General features: G+C 72.3%; 14 protein-coding genes and 1 pseudogene. 4 read left to right on the top strand and 11 right to left on the bottom strand.

Annotated features, from left to right (window positions below):
* The first annotated feature begins 130 nt into the window (after positions 1 to 130).
* A complete protein-coding gene (locus AB0D93_RS34920; protein ID WP_362128615.1) occupies positions 131 to 1,798 on the top strand; it encodes an AMP-binding protein in 1,668 nt (555 codons plus the stop codon).
* A 15-nt stretch (positions 1,799 to 1,813) separates the two neighbouring features.
* On the top strand, positions 1,814 to 2,626 hold the full coding sequence (locus AB0D93_RS34915) for a PaaX family transcriptional regulator C-terminal domain-containing protein (protein WP_362128504.1): 813 nt from the start codon (positions 1,814 to 1,816) through the stop codon (positions 2,624 to 2,626).
* 31 nt (positions 2,627 to 2,657) lie between these two features.
* On the opposite strand, the gene AB0D93_RS34910 is transcribed toward AB0D93_RS34915, so the two are convergent.
* The 3 genes from AB0D93_RS34910 to AB0D93_RS34900 all read right to left on the bottom strand — a co-directional run bounded on the left by AB0D93_RS34910 (position 2,658) and on the right by AB0D93_RS34900 (position 6,345).
* Positions 2,658 to 3,068, bottom strand: a complete 411-nt coding sequence (locus AB0D93_RS34910) for a hypothetical protein (RefSeq protein ID WP_362128502.1) — start codon at positions 3,066 to 3,068, stop codon at positions 2,658 to 2,660.
* Positions 3,069 to 3,194: 126 nt separating this feature from the next.
* Entirely contained in the window at positions 3,195 to 5,516 is a 2,322-nt protein-coding gene (locus AB0D93_RS34905; protein ID WP_362128499.1) for a bifunctional salicylyl-CoA 5-hydroxylase/oxidoreductase, read from the bottom strand.
* A gap of 1 nt (position 5,517) precedes the next feature.
* Positions 5,518 to 6,345: an enoyl-CoA hydratase family protein gene (locus AB0D93_RS34900; RefSeq protein ID WP_362128496.1), complete on the bottom strand. Its 828-nt coding sequence runs from the start codon at positions 6,343 to 6,345 to the stop codon at positions 5,518 to 5,520.
* Between the two features lie 294 nt (positions 6,346 to 6,639).
* On the opposite strand from AB0D93_RS34900, the gene AB0D93_RS34895 reads away from it, so the two are divergent.
* A complete protein-coding gene (locus AB0D93_RS34895) occupies positions 6,640 to 7,095 on the top strand; it encodes an ATP-binding protein (protein WP_362128494.1) in 456 nt (151 codons plus the stop codon).
* On the opposite strand, the gene AB0D93_RS34890 is transcribed toward AB0D93_RS34895, so the two are convergent.
* The 8 genes from AB0D93_RS34890 to AB0D93_RS34855 form a co-directional block, all read right to left on the bottom strand.
* The gene (locus AB0D93_RS34890; RefSeq protein WP_362128491.1) at positions 7,052 to 8,500 is read right to left on the bottom strand and encodes an amino acid permease; all 1,449 of its coding nucleotides are present in this window, start codon (positions 8,498 to 8,500) and stop codon (positions 7,052 to 7,054) included. The genes AB0D93_RS34895 and AB0D93_RS34890 overlap by 44 nt on opposite strands.
* Before the next feature lie 109 nt (positions 8,501 to 8,609).
* Positions 8,610 to 9,638 (bottom strand): ornithine carbamoyltransferase, encoded by a 1,029-nt coding sequence (gene argF / locus AB0D93_RS34885; protein WP_362128488.1) that lies wholly within the window; start codon positions 9,636 to 9,638, stop codon positions 8,610 to 8,612.
* Positions 9,639 to 9,724: 86 nt separating this feature from the next.
* On the bottom strand, positions 9,725 to 10,948 hold the full coding sequence (locus AB0D93_RS34880; protein ID WP_362128485.1) for an arginine deiminase: 1,224 nt from the start codon (positions 10,946 to 10,948) through the stop codon (positions 9,725 to 9,727).
* A gap of 206 nt (positions 10,949 to 11,154) precedes the next feature.
* Positions 11,155 to 11,685: a DUF5825 family protein gene (locus AB0D93_RS34875; protein WP_362128482.1), complete on the bottom strand. Its 531-nt coding sequence runs from the start codon at positions 11,683 to 11,685 to the stop codon at positions 11,155 to 11,157.
* Positions 11,682 to 13,529: a RiPP maturation radical SAM C-methyltransferase gene (locus AB0D93_RS34870; RefSeq protein WP_362128479.1), complete on the bottom strand. Its 1,848-nt coding sequence runs from the start codon at positions 13,527 to 13,529 to the stop codon at positions 11,682 to 11,684. The genes AB0D93_RS34875 and AB0D93_RS34870 overlap by 4 nt, the downstream gene beginning before the upstream one ends.
* Positions 13,530 to 13,745: 216 nt before the next feature.
* The gene (locus AB0D93_RS34865) at positions 13,746 to 16,292 is read right to left on the bottom strand and encodes a polynucleotide kinase-phosphatase (protein WP_362128476.1); all 2,547 of its coding nucleotides are present in this window, start codon (positions 16,290 to 16,292) and stop codon (positions 13,746 to 13,748) included.
* Positions 16,289 to 17,767: a 3' terminal RNA ribose 2'-O-methyltransferase Hen1 gene (locus AB0D93_RS34860; RefSeq protein WP_362128473.1), complete on the bottom strand. Its 1,479-nt coding sequence runs from the start codon at positions 17,765 to 17,767 to the stop codon at positions 16,289 to 16,291. The genes AB0D93_RS34865 and AB0D93_RS34860 overlap by 4 nt, the downstream gene beginning before the upstream one ends.
* 90 nt (positions 17,768 to 17,857) lie before the next feature.
* Complete coding sequence (locus AB0D93_RS34855) at positions 17,858 to 18,865, bottom strand: DUF6215 domain-containing protein (RefSeq protein WP_362128470.1); 1,008 nt, start codon at positions 18,863 to 18,865, stop codon at positions 17,858 to 17,860.
* Between the two features lie 187 nt (positions 18,866 to 19,052).
* On the opposite strand from AB0D93_RS34855, the pseudogene AB0D93_RS34850 reads away from it, so the two are divergent.
* Positions 19,053 to 19,286: pseudogene (locus AB0D93_RS34850) on the top strand (D-alanyl-D-alanine carboxypeptidase); the annotation flags it as partial.
* Positions 19,287 to 19,427: the final 141 nt, after the last annotated feature.

The raw sequence follows: 19,427 nt of genomic DNA, 5'->3' as shown, positions 1-19,427 counted from the left end.
TCCCTTTCCGCTCCGGCCGTGGTGGCGCCCGGCCGTTCGGGTGCCCTCCGCGCCGGGGCACCACAGTCGCGCCCCGTCGAGGTCCGGCGCCCTGGCCGTCCCCGCGGTCGACGTTATCGCGGAAGGTTGACTGCCGTCACCAACACGATACGCTCGATTCGCGAGTCCACCAGGACGCCGGTGCCCACCAAGGGGGCGAACCGCCATGCATCGCTCGGCCCACGTCGACAGCTTCGCCCGCGACCACCTCCCCCCGCCGGACGAGTGGCCCGAGCTGAGGTTCGACCTGCCGGAGCTGCACTACCCCGATCGGCTGAACTGCGCCGCCGAACTCCTGGACCACGCCGACCCGGAGAGTCCGGTCTTCCACACCCCGGACGGCTCCCGTTGGACGTACGGCGAACTGCGCGGGCACGTCGACCGGATCGCCCATGTGCTCACCGGTGACCTCGGCGTGGTCCCCGGCAACCGTGTGCTGCTGCGCGGCCCCACCACGCCCTGGCTCGCCGCCTGCTGGCTGGCCGTGCTGAAGACGGGCGCGATAGCGGTCACCGTGCTGGCCCAGCAGCGCCCGCACGAGCTGGCCACCATGTGCGAGATCGCCCTGGTGCGACACGCGCTGTGCGACATCCGGTCGGTGGAGGACCTGGCGAAGGCCGACATACCCGGACTGCGGATCACCACGTACGGCGGTGACGGCCCCGACGACCTCCTGAACCGCCCCGCGCCCGCCGCGCCGTACCCGGCGGTCGACACCGCGGCCGACGACGTGGCCCTGATCGCGTTCACCTCGGGAACCACGGGTCGCCCGAAAGGGTGCATGCACTTCCACCGGGACGTGCTGGCCATAGCCGACACCTTCTCCCGGCACGTGCTGCGGCCCCGCCCGGACGACGTCTTCACCGGCTCTCCCCCGCTCGGCTTCACCTTCGGCCTGGGCGGCCTGGTGGTCTTCCCGATGCGGGCCGGCGCCAGCTCCCTGCTCCTGGAGGAGGCGGGCCCCCGCCGGCTGCTGCCCGCGATCGGCGAGCACCGCGTGTCGGTCCTCTTCACCGCCCCGACCGCCTACCGCGCCATGCTGGACCAACTGGACGGCCACGACGTCTCGTCGCTGCGGCGCTGCGTGTCGGCCGGCGAGAACCTTCCCGCGGCCACCTGGCGCGCCTGGCACGAGCGCACCGGAGTGCGTGTCATCAACGGCATCGGCGCGACCGAACTGCTGCACATCTTCGTCTCCGCCGCCGACGAGCACATCAGGCCGGGCACCACGGGCGTGCCGGTGCCGGGCTGGCAGGCACGGGTGCAGGACGCGCACGGCGAGCCGGTGCCCGACGGCGAGCCGGGCCTGCTCGCCGTGCGCGGCCCGGTCGGCTGCCGCTACCTCGCCGACCCGCGCCAGCGCGGGTACGTACGCGACGGCTGGAACATCACCGGCGACACCTACGTCCGCGAACCCGACGGCTACTTCCGCTACGTGGCCCGCGCCGACGACATGATCATCTCCGCCGGGTACAACATCGCCGGGCCGGAGGTGGAGGACGCGCTGCTGCGGCACCCGGACGTGGTGGAGACGGCGGTCGTCGGCCGCCCCGACGAGGCCCGCGGACAGGTGGCGGTCGCCTTCACCGTGCTGCGCGACGGCGCCCCGCGCGACGCGGAGGCCCTGCGCGCCTTCCTCAAGTCCGAACTGGCGCCCTACAAGTGCCCGCGCGCGTTCGTCTTCCTGGACGCGCTCCCCCGCACCGCCACCGGCAAGCTGCAGCGCTTCCGGCTCCGCGGCGATGGTGACCGGCAGTGATGCCGACGACCTAAAATGATCAACGTGTCCGAGCAGCACGCCCCCAGGTCCCTCATCGTCACGCTCTACGGCGCGTACGGCCGCTTCATGCCCGGCCCGGTGCCCGTCGCCGAGCTGATCCGGCTCCTGGCCGCGGTCGGTGTGGACGCGCCCTCCGTCCGTTCCTCGGTGTCCCGGCTCAAACGCCGTGGGCTGCTGGCGCCGGCCCGCACGGAGCAGGGCGCGGCCGGCTACGAACTCTCGCCGGAGGCACGGCAGTTGCTGGACGACGGCGACCGGCGCATCTACGGCGCCGCGCCGGCGGACGACGTCGACTGGGTGCTCGCGGTGTTCTCCGTGCCCGAGTCGGAGCGGCAGAAGCGGCATGTGCTGCGCTCCCGGCTGGCCGGCCTGGGCTTCGGCACGGCGGCCCCCGGGGTGTGGATCGCCCCGGCGAAGCTGTACGAGGAGACCCGGCACACCCTGTGCCGGCTGCACCTGGATCCGTACGTCGACTTCTTCCGCGGTGAGCACCTGGGCTTCGCGCCGACGGCCGAGGCGGTCGCCCGCTGGTGGGACCTGGCCGCGATCGCCAAGGAGCACGAGCGCTTCCTGGACGAGCACGGCCCGGTCCTGCGCGCCTGGGAACGCCGTACGGACACCCCGCCGCAGGAGGCCTACCGCGACTACCTGCTCGCCCTGGACTCCTGGCGCCATCTGCCCTACAGCGACCCCGGTCTGCCCGGCCGGCTGCTGCCCACCGGCTGGCCGGGCGTGCGCTCGGCGGAGGTGTTCCGGGGACTGCACACGAGGCTGCGGGACGCGGGGGCCGGGTTCGCGGGGGTGTGACGCGGCCGGCGGCTCGGGGACGCCCCGCCGCTCAGAAGCGGCGCAGGCGCAACGCGATGCCGTGCCCGACCGCGAGGTAGAGCACCGCCGGCAGACCGTAGTTGAGCAGGACCCGCAGGTTCTCGGTGTCCATCGTGAAGATGTCCCGCGACCACCAGGACAGCGCGTCGGCCACGTCCTCCACGAAACCCACGAAGACGTTCGCGTGGTTGGCCTGCAGCAGGTACAGCAGGATCCACAGGCCGAGGAAGGCCGCCGCGACGTCGGCGACCGTGTGGATGACCAGTGCCGTGCGCCGGGTGCCGGACCCGTCCCGGCGACGCCGCACGGCGGGCGCGACGGGCGGCGCGGCGGGTTCGGCGTACCGCGGGCCCGGTGCCGGGGCATGGCCGTATCCGTATCCGTATCCGGGTTCCTCGGGCAACGGCCTGGTGTCAGTCATCGCAGTCTCGATCCCTGTGCGTCTTCTGCGGGTCATCCGAACGGCTCGAAAGAACCTAGACAGGTGCCGATAACAGGCCGGTTCAGGAACCGTGCGGATCGCGTGGAAGGCGTGTGACCGAGCTGCTCAGCCGCCGAGCGACAGCCGCGGCTTCGGGGCGTCCGTGCGCCCGGTCTGCGGGGGTCTGCGGCCCGCCCGGTACGGCGCCGGCCAGACGACGCCCGGCCCGTCGTACCCCTGCTCGGCCGCCGCGTGCAGGGTCCAGTGCGGGTCGTACAGGTGCGGACGGCCCAGCGCGCACAGGTCCGTACGCCCGGCCAGGATCAGGGAGTTGACGTCGTCCCAGGACGAGATCGCGCCGACGGCGATCACCGGGACGCCCACCTCGTGCCGGATGCGGTCGGCGAACGGCGTCTGGTACGACCGTCCGTACTCGGGCTCTTCCTCGGCCACGACCTGCCCGGTGGAGACGTCGATCGCGTCGGCCCCGTGCGCGGCGAAGGCGCGGGCGATCCCGACCGCGTCCTCGCTGGTCGTGCCGCCCTCGGCCCAGTCCGTGGCCGAGATGCGCACCGTCATGGGCCGCTCCGCCGGCCACACCGCGCGTACGGCGTCGAAGACCTCCAGCGGGAACCTCAGCCGCCGCTCCGGCGAGCCGCCGTAGGCGTCGGTGCGCCGGTTGGTGAGCGGGGAGAGGAAGCCGGAGAGCAGATAGCCGTGCGCGCAGTGCAGTTCCAGCAGGTCGAAGCCGGCCCGCGCGGCGCGCCAGGCGGCCGCGGTGAACTGCTCGCGGATGTCGGTGAGTTGGGCCCGGGTGAGCTGGCGCGGGGTCTGGCTGCCCGGCTTGTACGGCAGCGGGGAGGCGGCGACCAGGGGCCAGTTGCCGTGGGGCAGTGGCTCGTCGATGCCCTCCCACATCAGCCTCGTGGAGCCCTTGCGGCCGGAGTGGCCGAGCTGCACACCGATCGCGGTGCCGGGCGCCCCGGTGTGCACGAAGTCAGTCACGCGCCGCCACGCCTCGGCCTGCCGGCCGGTGTAGAGACCGGTGCAGCCGGGCGTGATCCGGCCCTCCTCGCTGACGCAGACCATCTCAGTCATGACCAGTCCGGCCCCGCCGAGGGCGCGGGCGCCGAGGTGGACCAGGTGGAAGTCGCCGGGTACGCCGTCGGTGGCGGAGTACATGTCCATCGGCGACACCACGACCCGGTTGCGCAGGGTCAGGCCGCGCAGCCGGAAGGGCGTGAACATCGGCGGCGTGCCGGCCGGACAGCCGAACTCGCGCTCGACCGCCGTGGTGAAGCGGGCGTCGCGCACCCGGAGGTTGTCGTGCGTGACGCGGCGGCTGCGGGTGAGCAGGTTGAAGGCGAACCGGCGGGGCGGCTGGCCGAGGTGGAGGGAGAGGTTCTCGAACCATTCGAGGCTGGCCCGGGCGGCGCGCTGGGTGGAGGCGACGACCGGTTTGCGCTCCTCCTCGTAGGCGGCCAGTGCCGTTTCGAGTGTGGGCTGTTCGCCCAGGCACGCCGCGAGGGCGAGGGCGTCCTCCACGGCGAGTTTGGTGCCGGAGCCGATGGAGAAGTGGGCGGTGTGCGCGGCGTCGCCGAGGAGGACGACGTTGCCGTGCGACCAGCGTTCGTTCACCACGGTCCGGAAGGTCGTCCAGGCCGAGCTGTTGGAGCGCAGTGGCCGGCCGCGGAGGGCGTCCGCGAAGATCTTGGCGCAGCGTTCGACGGACTCCTGCACGGTGACGTCCTCGAACCCGGCCGCCCGCCAGACCTCCTCACGCATCTCCACGATCACGGTGGACGCGCCGAACGGGTTCTGCGGCCCGGAGGGACTCGTCGAGGGGTGGCGGTCGGGAGACGGATGGGCGTAGGGATAGCCGTGCAGCTGCATCACGCCGTGTTCGGTCTCGGCGATCTCGAAGCGGAAGGCGTCGAAGGGGAAGTCGGCGGCGAGCCAGATGTAGCGGCAGCGGTGGGCGGTCACCTGGGGGCGGAACACGGGGGCGTAGGCCTCGCGGGTGGTGCTGCGCACACCGTCGGCGGCGATGACGAGGTCGTACGACGCGGCCAGCCGGTCGGGGGGCGGTGCCTCGGTGCGGAAGCGGATGTCCACGCCGAGGGCGCGGCAGCGTGTCTGCAGGATCTCGAGGAGGCGTTTCCTGCCCAGGGCGGCGAAGCCGTGTCCCGAGGAACGGTGTGTCGTGCCCCGGTGGACGATGTCGATGTCGTCCCACCGGACGAAGTCCCGCCGCAGCGCCTCGTGGACCACGGGGTCGGCGTGTTCGATGCCGCCGAGCGTCTCGTCGGAGAGGACCACGCCGAAGCCGAAGGTGTCGTCGGGCGCGTTGCGTTCCCAGAGGGTGATCTCCCGGTCCGGGCCGAGGCGTTTGAGCAGGGCGGCGGCGTAGAGGCCACCGGGGCCCCCACCGATGACGGCGACCTTCATGTCACCTCCCCTGCCATTTCGGCGGGCGCTTCTCCGTGAAGGCCGCGTGGAACTCGGCGTAGTCCTCGCCGTTCATCAGCAGGGCCTGGGTCGAGGCGTCCAGCTCGACCGAGGCCGCCAGGGGCATGTCCAGCTCGGCCGTGAGCAGGGCCTTCGTCTGGGCGTACGCCAGGGCGGGTCCGTCGGCCAGGCGGCGGGCCAGGGCGAGGGCCGCCTCGTCGGCCCGGCCCTCCTCCGTCAGCTCGCTGATCAGGCCGATGCGCTCGGCCTCGGGGGCCCGGACCGGTTCACCCAGCATGAGCAGGCGGGTGGCGTGGCCGAGGCCGACGACCCGGGGCAGCAGGTAGGCCGCGCCCATGTCGCCGCCGGACAGGCCGACGCGGGTGAAGAGGAAGGCGAACCGGGCGGTCGGGTCCGCCACCCGGAAGTCGGCGGCGAGGGCGAGGACCGCTCCCGCGCCGGCCGCCACGCCGTGCACCGCGGCGATCACGGGGAAGGGGCACTCCCGGACCGCCCGTACGACCTGGCCGGTCATCCGGTTGAAGTCGAGCAGCTGGGCGGTGTCCATCGCGAGGGTGGCGCCGATGATCTCGTCGACGTCGCCGCCGGAGCAGAAGCCGCGTCCCTCGCCGGCCAGCACCAGGGCGCGTACGGCGCGCTCCCGGGACAGCTCGGCCAGCAGGTCGCGCAGATCGGCGTAGGCGCCGAAGGTGAGGGCGTTGAGCTTGTCGCGGCGGGTGAGGGTGACGGTGGCGACCCCGTCGGCGCGCTGGACGCGCAGGTGCTCCCAGTCGGAGGTGCGGGCGGCGGAGCCGGTGAAGGGACTCATGACGTGCGGCCTCCTTGGGCGGTGGTGCCGTACGTTGCGCTGTCCCCCGAAGTTATCACCTGTTTGTGACTGTCGTCACGACTGCGCGACAGACCTCGGCCGAACGGCCGGGTCCCGTCACGTGCGTCACCGGTTCTCGACAGCGCCGTAACAGTGGGCACGGGCGCGCGAGCCGGGCCGTTCGCCGGGGTAAGCCGCCCGGTACGGGGCCGAGGGTCCCCGGCGAAGCCCGCCGACAGCACGTGTGGCCGGGCCCGTACCATTCCTACAGTCGAAAGCAGGACAGCCTGCTCCATGAACGGACTCGCCTTGCACGAACGCCCCGCCGAATCGGCCTCCTGGCGCATCGCGCTGCCGCACACCGCCGCGGCGGTGCCCGTGGCGCGCGCCCTGGTGCGCACGGCCCTCGCCGAGGTGGAGCACCCGGCCGACAGCGACACCGCGGAACTGCTGACCGCGGAGCTGGTGGCCAACGCGGTGGAGCACACCGCCGGACGCGGCCCGATCGAGCTGGTCGTGGAGCTGGTGCCGGGCGGCTGCCAGGTCGAGGTGCACGACCCGGACCCGGCGCCGCCCGGGCATCTGACCCGGCCGGTGATCGAGGAGCCCGACGTCTGGCAGGAGGGCGGGCGCGGACTGCTGCTGATCCGCGCCCTCAGCTCGTCCTGCGGTCACCGCCCCACCCCCTCGGGCAAGGCGGTGTGGTTCAGACTGCCTGCGGTTCCCGCTCAGCGGCGGCGTTCGGCGTGACCTCGGGGGCCGCCGTGGCCAGCGTGGAGTGCCGGCGGCCGTAGCCGGCGTAGATCAGCAGGCCCACCGCGAGGAACACGGCGAACTGGATCCAGGTCTGCCAGCCGGTCTCGTACATCAGGTACAGGCAGAAGGCGACGCCGAGCAGCGGGCCCACGGGGTGGAGCGGCACACGGAAGCTGCGGGTGAGGCCCGGTTCGCGGCGGCGCAGGGCGATCACCACGATGTTGACGACGGCCATGACGGCGAGCGTGCCGATGGTGCACAGGTTCATCACGGCGTCGAGGGAGGCGAAGGCCGCCGGGAGGGCGAAGACGACGGCGACGATCAGGGTGCCGGCCACCGGGGTGGAGGTCTTCGGGTTCACCTTCTCGAAGACGCGCGGGATCAGGCCGTCGCGGGACATCGACATCAGGATGCGGGTCTGGCCGTACATCACCGCGAGGACGACCGAGGCGATGGCGACGACCGCGCCGAAGGCGATCACCCCGCCGCCGACGGCCGAGCCGGTGACCTCGTTGACCACGTAGGACAGGGCGGCGGGGCGGCCGGCGACCTGCTTGCCGCCGATGGCGCCGATCGCGGCCAGCGCGACCGCGCAGTACAGCAGGGTCACGATGCCCATGCAGACCATGATCGCGACCGGGATGTCCCGGCGCGGGTTCTTGGCCTCCTCGCCGGCCGTGGTGATGGCGTCGAAACCGATGTAGGAGAAGAACGCGGCCGTCGTGCCCGCCCCGATGCCGCCGAGGCCGGCCGGGGAGAACGGGGTGAGGTTGCCGTGTTTGAAGGCGCTGTAGCCGATGGCGCAGAAGGCCAGCAGGATGACCAGCTTCACGGCGGCCATGGCGGCCGTCGCCCGGGCGCTCTCGCGCACGCCCCGCACCAGCAGTACGGAGGCCATGGCGATGACGATCACGGCCGGCAGGTTGATGATCCCGCCGTCCCCGGGGCCCGCGGACAGCGCGGCCGGGAGCTGGACGCCGGTGAGGCTGTGCAGCAGCTCGTTGACGTACTGGCTCCAGCCGACGGCGACGGCCGAGATGGAGATGCCGTACTCCAGCAGCAGGCACCAGCCGACCAGGAAGGCGGTGGACTCGCCGAGACCGGCGTAGGCGAAGGAGTACGAGGAGCCGGAGACCGGGATCGAGCCGCCCAGCTCCGCGAAGGAGAAGGCGGTGAAGACGCAGGTGATCGCGGCAAGGACGAAGGAGACGACGACGGCGGGACCGGCCTGGGCGACGGAGTCGGAGAGGCCGACGAAGATGCCGGTGCCGACGATGGCGCCGACGCCGAAGCAGATGAGCTGGAAGAGGCCCATCGTGCGCTTCAGGCCGTGTCCCTCGCGGTCGGCGCCGGACTCGGCGACCAGCAGGTGCGGGGACTTGATGCGGGGAGCGGGCATGCGGGTGGTGCTCGTTTCTCGGTGGTGCGGGCGACCGGGTGAGGTCGCGGCGGCGGCGCCGGGTGGGGTGGTCGGGGCCGCCGGCCAGGATACGGCCTGGTGACGCGGGTCAGGCAATGCTGTGTGACGCACCCGCCAGGGTGGCCACGAGGACCGCCTTGATCGTGTGCATCCGGTTCTCCGCCTCGTCGAAGACGACGGAGTGCTCGGACTCGAACACCTCGTCGGTGACCTCCAGCTCGGTCAGCCCGTGCCGCTCGTGGATCTCGCGGCCGACGGCGGTGCCGAGGTCGTGGAAGGCCGGCAGACAGTGCAGGAACTTGACGTCCGGGTTGCCGGTCGCGCGCAGCACGTCCATCGTCACGGCGTACGGGCCGAGCAGCGCTATCCGCTCGTCCCAGACCTCCTTGGGCTCGCCCATGGACACCCAGACGTCGGTCGCGAGGAAGTCCGTGCCGCGCACGCCCTCCTTCACGTCGTCGGTGAGCGTGACCCGGCCGCCGGAGGCGGCGGCGAGCTGCCGGGCGACCTCGACGATCGTCTCGTCCGGCCACAGCACCCGGGGCGCGACGATCCGGATGTCCATGCCGAGCAGGGCGCCGGTGACGAGGTAGGAGTTGCCCATGTTGTAACGGGCGTCACCGAGATAGGCGAAGGCGATCTCGTTCAGCGGCTTGTCGGTGTGCTCGGTGATGGTGAGCACGTCGGCGAGCATCTGGGTGGGGTGCCATTCGTCGGTCAGGCCGTTGTAGACGGGGACCCCGGCGTGGGCGGCCAGTTCCTCGACGACGCCCTGGCCGTGCCCCCGGTACTCGATCGCGTCGAACATGCGGCCGAGCACCCGGGCGGTGTCCTTCACCGACTCCTTGTGCCCGATCTGCGAGCCGGACGGGTCGAGGTAGGTGGTGCTGGCACCCTGGTCGGCGGCCGCGACCTCGAACGCGCAGCGGGTGCGCGTCGAGGTCTTCTCGAAGATCAGCGCGATGTTCCGGCCGCGCAGGTACTGCGTCTCGGTCCCCGCCTTCTTGGCGGCCTTCAGCTCGGCCGCCAGCTCGACCAGGCCGCGGAACTCCTCCTCGGTGAAGTCCAGCTCCTTGAGGAAGTGGCGGCCGGCGAGGGCGGTCGGGACTGTCGCCATGGGGCGCTCCAGGGATACGGAAACAGGGTCTCTGGAATTCTATACGACCGACGGCATTTATATACAGACCTGCGGGGTCCGCTCGGTCACACCGGTTCCCGCTCCACGGGGCAGCTCATGCACCGGGGGCCGCCCCGGCCCCGCCCCAGCTCGCTGCCCGGGATCTCGATCACCTCGATGCCCTGCTTGCGCAGATGGGTGTTGGTGGTGGAGTTGCGCTCGTAGGCGACGACGACCCCGGGTTCGACGGCGAGCACGTTGCAGCCGTCGTCCCACTGCTCCCGCTCGGCGGCGTGTACGTCCTGGGTGGCGGTCAGGACACGGATCTCGCTGAGCCCGAGGGCGGCGGCGATCGCGCGGTGCATGTGCTCCGGCGGATGGTCGGTGACCTTGAGCTCCTTGTCGGCACTGCCCGGCTCGATGGTGTACGAGCGGAGCATGCCGAGGCCCGCGTACTGGGTGAAGACGTCGCCGTCGACCATGGTCATCACGGTGTCCAGGTGCATCAGGGCGCGTTTCTTCGGCATGTCGAGCGCGACGATCGTCTGCGCGGACCCCGCGGCGAACAGCTTGTGCGCGAGCATCTCGACCGCCTGCGGGGTGGTGCGCTCACTCATGCCGATGAGGACGGCACCGTTGCCGATCACCAGGACGTCACCGCCCTCGATGGTGGACGGGTAGTCGGCCTGCCCCTCGGACCAGACGTGGAACGCCTCGTCGCGGAAGAGCGGGTGGTGCCGGTAGATCGCCTCGAAGTGCACGGTCTCGCGCTGCCGCGCCGGCCAGCACATGGCGTTGATGGAGACGCCGTCGTAGATCCACGCCGAGGTGTCACGGGTGAAGAGGTGGTTGGGCAGCGGCCTGAGCAGGAAGTCGTCGACGTCCATGACATGGAACCGCACGGAGGTCGGCTCCTCGTGCGCCTCCAGGAACTCCCGCTTGGTCATCCCGCCGACCAGGGCCTCGGCCAGCTCGGGCGCGGGCAGGGCCTCGAAGGCGGCGCGGAGGTGGTCGGTGGCGAGCGGTCCGTACTCCTTCTCGTCGAAGACCCGGTCCAGGACGAGCGTCCGCGCGGCCGGGACCTCCAATACCTCCGCGAGCAGGTCACCGAAGAGGTGGACGGCGACGCCGCGGTCGCGCAGGACGTCGGCGAATCCGTCGTGCTCGGCGCGCGCCCGGCGCACCCACAGCACGTCGTCGAAGAGGAGCGCGTCCTTGTTGCTGGGAGTGAGCCTTTTGAGCTCCAGGTCGGGCCGGTGCAGTATCACGCGGCGCAACCGCCCGGCCTCGGAGTCGACGTGGTATGCCATGCCTCCATCCTGGCCGTCGTCGCTCGTCTCCACGCCCTTGTCGACCGTTTCCGACCCTTCTTGTTTTCGTCCCGTTGACGAGAAGCGTCACGCGCGCTTATCGTCTCTGTGACGAGAAAAGGGGGTCGTCAGACCACCCGGTATCGCCTGGGCCTCGAGGACGACGGGGGTGTCGTCGAGGCCCAGGTCCCTTCCGGGAGGGGCGCTCAGATCGCGGTGCAGGGGACCGGCCAGCGCCGGATGCGCGGCGGCAGGGCCACCACCCAGCCGCCCGCCGCCAGCACCAGCCGCTCGGTGGCGAGGAGTTCCACGGCCTCCCGGTCGGTCGCGTCGAGCGGGGCGGGTTCCTGGAGGCGGAGGAAGACGTCGAGGAGGCCGGGGTGGTCGAGGGTGAGCCGTACGGCCGTGCCCTTCGCCCTGCGGTCCAGCACCGTCACGAAGCCGGGCCCCCGCCGGTGGTGGAGGGACCCGTAGGAGTAGCCCGCCCGCCACGCCGCCAACTCCGCTTCCGCCTCCGGGAGCTGCGTCGGCGGCGGCAGATGGCGCAGCAGTCCGGTGTCGTACGACGGCCTGCCCGTCGCCCGCCAGGTCACCTGCACCCCGTGGCTCTGGCACTCGCGGAGGAAGCGCACCGCCTCCGCCGTGGCCCGGCCCGCGCCGCTCAGGTCCAGCGGCCCGGCCACCTCGACCCGCCGCCCGGTGCGCCGGTGCGGCACGGCGGTGGACAGCGCGCTCATCCGGCCCCCTCGGGCAGGCGAACCGGCTCGCCCCAGGTCGGCAGGGACACATAGGTGCCGCTGTCGCGGAACAACAGGCCCAGACGGAAGACCTGTTGAACCCACTCCGCCAGCTCGTCCGCGGCCGGTCCGTGGCCGTCGGCGGCCAGCAGCCGGTGCAGCGCCGGGACGGTCCGGCCGTCCTCCAGGTGACGCAGGGCCGCGGCCTGCCAGCCGGTGAAGCGGTGGGTGTCCGGCGGCCGGCCGTGCCGCCGGTCGTGGACCAGGAGCACGTCGCCGGCCTCCTCGAACAGCAGGCGGGAGTGGGGGTGCCCGGCCCGCCACGCGACGACGGCGTCCTTCAGCCGCCGCTCGGACCCGCCCGCGATCCCGGCGTCCTCGGTGTCGAACAGGTAGACCAGATCGTCGAGTTCGCCCTCGGGCAGCTCGTAGACGTGCTGGTACATCCGGGCCGGGCGGCGCTTGCCGAAGCCGAGGCCGGGGTCGGTGAAGTGCGGGCTGAACCGCTCCAGCTGGATGCGGTGGGCGCCGCTCGGCGGCTGGAGGTGGACCAGCGCGGGGAGCTGGTCGATCACCGGTGCGTAGTCCTCCGCCGTCTCGCCGGGGAAGCCGTAGAGCAGGTTCCAGGAGCAGGTCAGGGCGTGGTTCTCGCACTCGCGCAGGGTGCGGACGTTACGGGCGCCGGTGACGCCCTTGTCCATCAGGTCCAGCACCCGGCTGCCCAGGCTCTCGATGCCGGGCTGGATGTGCACGGTGCCGGACTCGCCGAGCAGCCTCAGCTGTGCGGGGCTCAGGTTGGACTTGACCTCGTAGTGCAGCCGCAGGTCCCAGCCGCTCTCCACCACGCGGGGCAGGAAGTCCCGGAAGTAGGCCATGTCGATGATGTTGTCGACGGTGACCACGTCGAGGATGCGGTGCCGGCGCACCAGCCGGTCGATCTCCGCCCACAGCCGCTCCCCCGGCTTGGCGCGGAAGGCCATCGCGGTGCCGTTGAGCCCGCAGAAGGTGCAGTGGTGCTTCTCGCCCCACCAGCAGCCGCGGGCGCCCTCCACCACGAGCTTCGGGTGGACGTACTCCCGGACCGGGGAGGCGTCCAGCGCGGCCTGCCACTGGTCGTAGTCGGGCGCGGGGATGTCGGCGGGGGCCACGGTTCGCCTGCTCGCGGGGTTGGCGCGCGACACCGGACCGTCCCACCAGCACAGGCCGGGCACGTCGACGGGGGCGGTGCCCTCGGCCAGGTGCCGTAACAGGGCCGGGAAGGCGTGCTCGGCCTCGCCGCGGACCACGTGGTCGACGAAGGGGTGGTTGCGGTGCAGGGCGTGGCCCATGGGCCCGTCGCAGTTGCTGCCCCCGAAGACCGTCGTCAGCTCCGGGCGTCTTCGCTTCAGTTCGCGGGCGAGCGCGAGGGAGGAGACGTTCTGCATGAAGGTGGTGGTGAACCCGACGACGTCCGGCCCGGCCGCCAGCACCTCGTCGGCGAAGGCGGCGACGAACGCGGCGGCGTACGGCCGCATCGCGACGGCCGTGTCGACGGGGACGTCCCGCTCGGCGGCGTAGTCCCGCAGCCTGGCCAGCCCCCAGTCCGGATCGTCGTACAGGGTGCCGGAGAAGACCCAGTCGCCGAGGCCGTGGAAGATGGCGTCGCTGCCGACGGAGACGTAGTCACCCGGTCGCAGCCGGCCCCCGGAGTGCTCCAGCAGGAACTCCGCCCAGCGCAGGGACCCGTGGAACTCCGTCACCTCGGCCTCGGGGCGGGCCTGCCGGACCAGCCGGTTCAGCAGGCCGAGCTGCAGTGACGGAAGGTCGAGCGGATGCCAGGGCATCGTGACCAGGTGAACGCGCATGCTCAGCGGGTCGGCCGCTTCTCCAGGATCGCCGGCCGACGGCCGGTGCCCTGCTGCTCCTCGCGGACCACGATCTTCTTGATCTCCACGGCCACCGCTCCCTCCGGACACGCGAACACCCTTGTGCCGCACGGCCGTCCACCATATGGACGATGTGTGTGCGACACAAGGGCGCTCTGTGACCGGCCGGTGCGGTGCGCGGCACCGCGCGCCGGGCTACAGGCGCGGGTCCACCGGCTCCGACTCCAGGGCCAGCACGCCGAACACCGCCTCGTGCACCCGCCACAGCGGCTCCCCGTCCGCGAGCCGGTCCAGCGCCTCCAGCCCGAGGGCGTACTCCCGCAGGGCGAGGGAGCGCTTGTGGTTCAGGAACCGCCGCCGCAGCCTGTCGAGGTTGTCCGGCCGGGTGTACTCGGGACCGTAGATGATCCGCAGGTACTCGCGGCCCCGGCACTTGACGCCGGGCTGCACCAGCCGCCCGCCCTCGCCCCGGACCAGCGCGCCGGCCGGCTTGACCACCATGCCCTCGCCGCCGCGGCCGGTCATCTCCAGCCACCAGTCGACGCCCGCGCGCACCGACTCCGCCTCGCCCGTGTCGACGTACAGCCGCCGGGTGGTCTGCAGCAGTCCGGTGCCGTCGTGCTCCACCAGCCGGTCGATCAGGGCCAGTTGCTCGTCGTGCGGCAGCGCGGCGAGGCTGCGGCCCTGGACGGCCAGCAGCTGGAAGGGGGCCAGCCGGACGCCGTCCAGGCCGTCCGTGGTCCAGCAGTAACGGCGGTACGCGGTGGTGAACGCGGCCGCGTCATGGGCGCGCTCGCGCTGCCGGTCCAGCAGTCCGCCCACGTCGGCACCGCGTGCCGCGGCGGCCTCCAGGGCGGCCAGCGTGCCGGGGAATACCGCGCCGGACGCGGCACCGACGGCCGCGTACTGGCTGCGCAGCAGCCCCGAGGCCTTCAGTGACCACGGCATCAGCTCGGCGTCCAGCAGGAGCCAGTCGGTGGCCAGTTCGTCCCAGAGCCCGGCAGCGTCGATCGCCGAGCGCAGCCGGCCGAGGATCTCCTCGGTCACCGCCTCGTCGTCGAAGAACGGCCGCCCGGTACGGGTGTAGAGGGACCCTGTGGCACCGTCCACACCGAACCGCTTGCGCGCCGCCGCCGCGTCCCGGCACACCAGGGCGACCGCCCGCGAGCCCATGTGCTTCTCCTCGCACACGACCCGCTGGACCCCGTCCGCCGCGTACTGCGCGAAGGCCTCCACGGGGTGCTCCAGGTAGCCCTCCACCCGCGAGGTCGCCGTCGGTGCCATGGTCGGCGGCAGGTACGGCAGCAGGCGCGGGTCGATCGCGAAACGGCTCATGACCTCCAGGGCCGCCGCCGCGTTCTCCTCGCGGACCGCCACCCTGCCGGCGTGCCGGGTCTCCACCGCCCGGCGGCCGTACACGTCCGCCAGGTCCAGCGGCCGGCCGTCCTGTCCGCCGGGCGCCTCGGAGCGCAGCGGCTTCGCGGGCTCGTACCAGACCCGCTCGGCCGGTACGTCGACCAGCTCGCGCTCCGGCCAGCGCAGCGCGGTCAGCTTGCCGCCGAAGACGGCGCCGGTGTCCAGGCAGATGGTGTTGTTCAGCCAGGTCGCCTCCGGAACCGGGGTGTGGCCGTAGACCACGGCCGCGCGGCCCCGGTAGTCCTCCGCCCACGGGTAGCGCACCGGCAGACCGAACTCGTCGGTCTCGCCCGTGGTGTCGCCGTACAGGGCGTGCGAGCGGACCCGGCCGGAGGTGCGGCCGTGGTACTTCTCGGGCAGGCCGGCGTGGCAGACGACCAGCCGGCCGCCGTCGAGGACGTAGTGGCTGACCAGCCCCTCCAGGAAGCGGCGCACCCGCGCCGTGAACTCCTCGCTCTCGCCCGCCATCTGGGCGACGGTCTCGGCGAGCCCGTGGGTGTGCTGGACCTTGCGGCCCTTGAGATAACGGCCGTACTTGTTCTCGTGGTTGCCGGGCACGCACAGCGCGTTGCCCGTCTCGACCATGGACATCACCCGACGCAGCACACCGGGGGTGTCCGGGCCGCGGTCGACCAGGTCGCCGACGAAGACGGCGGTACGGCCGTCCGGGTGGACGCCGTCCGCGTAGCCCAGCTCGGCGAGCAGCGCCTCCAGTTCCGCGGAGCAGCCGTGCACGTCGCCGATGATGTCGAACGGGCCGGTGAGATGGGTCAGGTCGTTGAAGCGCTTCTCGGTGACGACGGTGGCGTGCTCCGCCTCCTCGGCCCCGCGCAGCACGTGCACCTTGCGGAAGCCCTCGCGCTCCAGGTGCCTGAGTGAGCGGCGCAGTTCGCGGATGTGCCGCTGGATGACCCGGCGGGGCATGTCGGCGCGGTCGGTGCGGGCCGCGTTGCGTTCGGCGCAAACCTCCTCCGGCATGTCCAGCACGATGGCGACGGGCAGCACGTCGTACTTCCTGGCCAGCTCGATCAGCTGCCGCCGGGCGTCCTGCTGCACGCTGGTGGCGTCGACGACCGTGCGGCGGCCGGCGGCCAGCCGCTTGCCGGCGATGTAGTGCAGGACGTCGAAGGCGTCCCGGGTCGCGCCCTGGTCGTTCTCGTCGTCGGACACGAGGCCGCGGCAGAAGTCGGAGGAGAGCACCTCGGTCGGCTTGAAGTGCCGGCGGGCGAAGGTGGACTTGCCGGAGCCGGAGGCGCCGACGAGGACGACGAGGGAGAGGTCGGGGACGGGGAGGACGCGCCCCTTCTTCTCTGCTGTCCCGGTCATGCCGCCTTCACCTCCTTCCCGGTCTCGGTCGCGGCCGTGTTCATGGCGAACGTGGCCATCTGGGTGGGCGGGCCGACCTCGGGGTCGTCGGGTCCGACGGGCGCGAACTCCACGGAGTAGCCGTGCCGTTCGGCGACCGTCCGCGCCCAGGTGCGGAACTCCTCGCGGGTCCACTCGAAGCGGTGGTCCCCGTGCCGGACGTGTCCGGCGGGCAGGGTCTCCCAGCGGACGTTGTACTCGACGTTCGGGGTGGTCACCACGACCGTGCGCGGGCGGGCGTGCCCGAACACGGCGTACTCCAGGGCGGGCAGCCGGGGCAGGTCGAGGTGCTCGATCACCTCGCTGAGCACGGCGGCGTCATAGCCCTTGAGCCGGTTGTCGGTGTAGGCCAGCGAGCCCTGGACGAGCCTGACGCGGGACGCCTGCCGCTCGCCCATGCGGTCCAGCTTCAGCCGCCGGGAGGCGATGGTGAGCGCCCGCACGGACACGTCGACACCCACGATCTCGGTGAACCGCACGTCCTTGAGCAGCTCCTGGACCAACTGGCCCTGTCCGCAGCCGAGATCGAGGACGCGCGCGGCACCGGAGTCCCGCAGGGCCGCGAGGATCGCCTCGCGGCGCAGGACGGCGAGCGGGGTGGGCCGCTCCTCCTCCTCGGTCTCGGCCCCGACCGCGTTGTCGATCTCCTCGACCTCGCTGTCGTCGGCCTCGGCGAGGCGTACCAGCTCCAGCCGCTCCATCGCCTGCCGGGTCAGCGACCAGCGGCGCGAGAGGTACCGGCTGGTGATCAGCTTCTGCTCCGGGTGGCCGGCCAGCCAGCCCTCGCCGGCCCGCAGCAGCTTGTCGACCTCGTCGGCGGAGACCCAGTAGTGCTTGGCGTCGTCGAGGACCGGCAGCAGCACGTAGAGATGGCGCAGCGCCTCGGCGAGGGTCAGGGTCTCCGCCTCCAGGACGAGGTGGACGTACCGCGAGTCGCCCCACTGCGGGAACTCGGCGTCGAGCGGGACGGGATCGGCGGTCACCCTCCAGCCGAGCGGCTCGAACAGGCCTCGTACGAGCTCCGGGCCGCCGCGGGCGGGCAGCGCGGGTACCTCGATCCGCAGTGGCAGCGCGGTGGCGGCCCGCTCGGGGCGGGCGGTGCACACCCCGCGCAGGGCGCTGGAGAAGACACCGCTGAGCGCGACCGCGAGCAGCGAGGAGGCCGCGTAGGGGCGGTCGTTGACGTACTGGGCCAGCGCCGCGTCGGGGGCGCCGCCACGGCCCTTGCCCTTGCCCCGCCGGACCAGCGCGAGCGTGTCGATCTCCAGCAGCAGGGCCACCGTGCAGCGCCGTTCGTCCGCCTCGGGGTAGAAGACGTGCGCCGTGCCGTGGGAGGTGGAGAACCTCTGCGCCTTGCCGGGGTGCTTGTGCAGCAGGAACCCCAGGTCAGTGGCCGGGTTGCCGGCCGATCCGGTGGTGGAGATCGTCAAGAACATGCCACCGAGTCTCCCGGCCCCGCAGCCCGGTGACCACCGGATTTCGCACACCGCCGCTTCCCCGGGGAGCCCGGTCGGCGGCACCACGTCTCATCGCACGCGGTGGCCAGGGAGCGTGGGCAGGACCTTCTCGGCGATGTCGAGGAGCGCGCCGTCGCCGGGGAGGGCTCCGGACGTGCTCCACACGGTGAGCTCGTAGTAGCCGCCACGGTCCTCGCGGTCGAGGGCCACGGACAGCGTGCGGGCGAGGGGGCCCTCTTCCACGGGTCCGCCGCTGGTTCCGCCGGCCCCGGGACCGATCCTCAGCTTCATGGTGTGGTCCGAGGAGAGGACCGCGGGCCGGCCGAGAACGGTACGGGTCTCGACGTCCTGCTCGTTCCCGGTCTTCATCAGCCTCACGTACTGGGCCATCGACAGCTCGTTGTAGGTCGCCGACAGGTTCACGGTGTACGTGTCCAACCCGATCTCGGCCTCCGGCCGGGCGACCTTCCCATCGGTCAGGGCAGCGGTGTCATTGCTGCCGGAAGCCGTGGTCGCGGTCTCCCCGGGCGTGCCGAGGAGCCGGGCGAGATCGGGCCGGTCGAGCGCCCTGCACAGCTCGTCGCCGGTCACGGGACGGGGGTCCTTCCTGAAGGCGTTCGGCAGTTCCTCGTGTTCCCGGCCCGGACACGTGGCGGTGCGCGGGGTGTTGTCGCCGGACGGCAGCACGTGCGGACCCACCCACACCGCGGCCGCGAGTGCCGCGAACACGGCCACGGCCGCGACGGCCTGACCCCACGCGTTGGGCTCCTTCTCCGCAGCGACCGGGGCCGGGTGCGGCACGGCCGCCGCCCGGTCCCGGGTCTGCGCGGCGGGGCCGGCCTCCGGCCCGGCCGCGGGGGCCGGTGGGTCCGGGTTCCGGCGCGCGCGCAGCGCCTGGATCACCGTGTGGACGCGTATCGCGGTGAAGACGAGGAACACCACACCGAGACCGGCCGGCACCCAGTCGTGGTCACGGACCCCGAGATACACGATGCGTACGCCGAGCACGGACCCGACCACGATGAACAGGGGCTCACGGACCCAGAACGGCAGCAGACGCAGGAGGAAACCGAGCATCCCGAGATCTCACCAGGGCGAGTTCGATCATGCTGTGGTGGAGGCCATAGTTCCGTGATCGATCGTCCTGTGGCGGGGTCCACACTTCCGGCACAGGACCTCCACGGTTACCGCATAGTGATCAGCCGTCAACTGACCACTGACCGAAGGGGGGACCGTGACCCACCCCCAGTCCTGCCGGCCGGGCGGCGGAACGCACGCGATGGATCCGTGGGACAACAGCAACAAGCTGCTCGGCACCTACCGGGGCGCGATCGGTGTGAAGACCGGCTCCGGGCCGGAGGCGCAGTTCTGCCTGGTGTTCGCGGCGACCCGGGGCGGCCGGACGGTCGTGGGCACGGTGCTCGCCGACACGTCCGCGGACCAGCGCTTCGCGGACGCCACGAAGATCCTCGACCACGGCTTCGCGCAGGGCGGCTGAGGTCGCCCCGGGGCCGCCGCCGTGCACGGTGGCGGCCCCTCGCCGCCGGAAAATCCGTGTGCCGTGAGAGAGGGGCGCGTCAGGGCCACCACCATGGATGTCACCGGCCGAAGTACCGGCGCGGCCGCGCGAGCGACCAGC

The sequence above is a fragment of the Streptomyces sp. NPDC048191 genome (genome assembly GCF_040652655.1).
Classification (GTDB): domain Bacteria; phylum Actinomycetota; class Actinomycetes; order Streptomycetales; family Streptomycetaceae; genus Streptomyces.
Note: the sequence above shows the minus strand (reverse complement) of the source record. Positions and strands in the feature narration are given on the sequence as shown.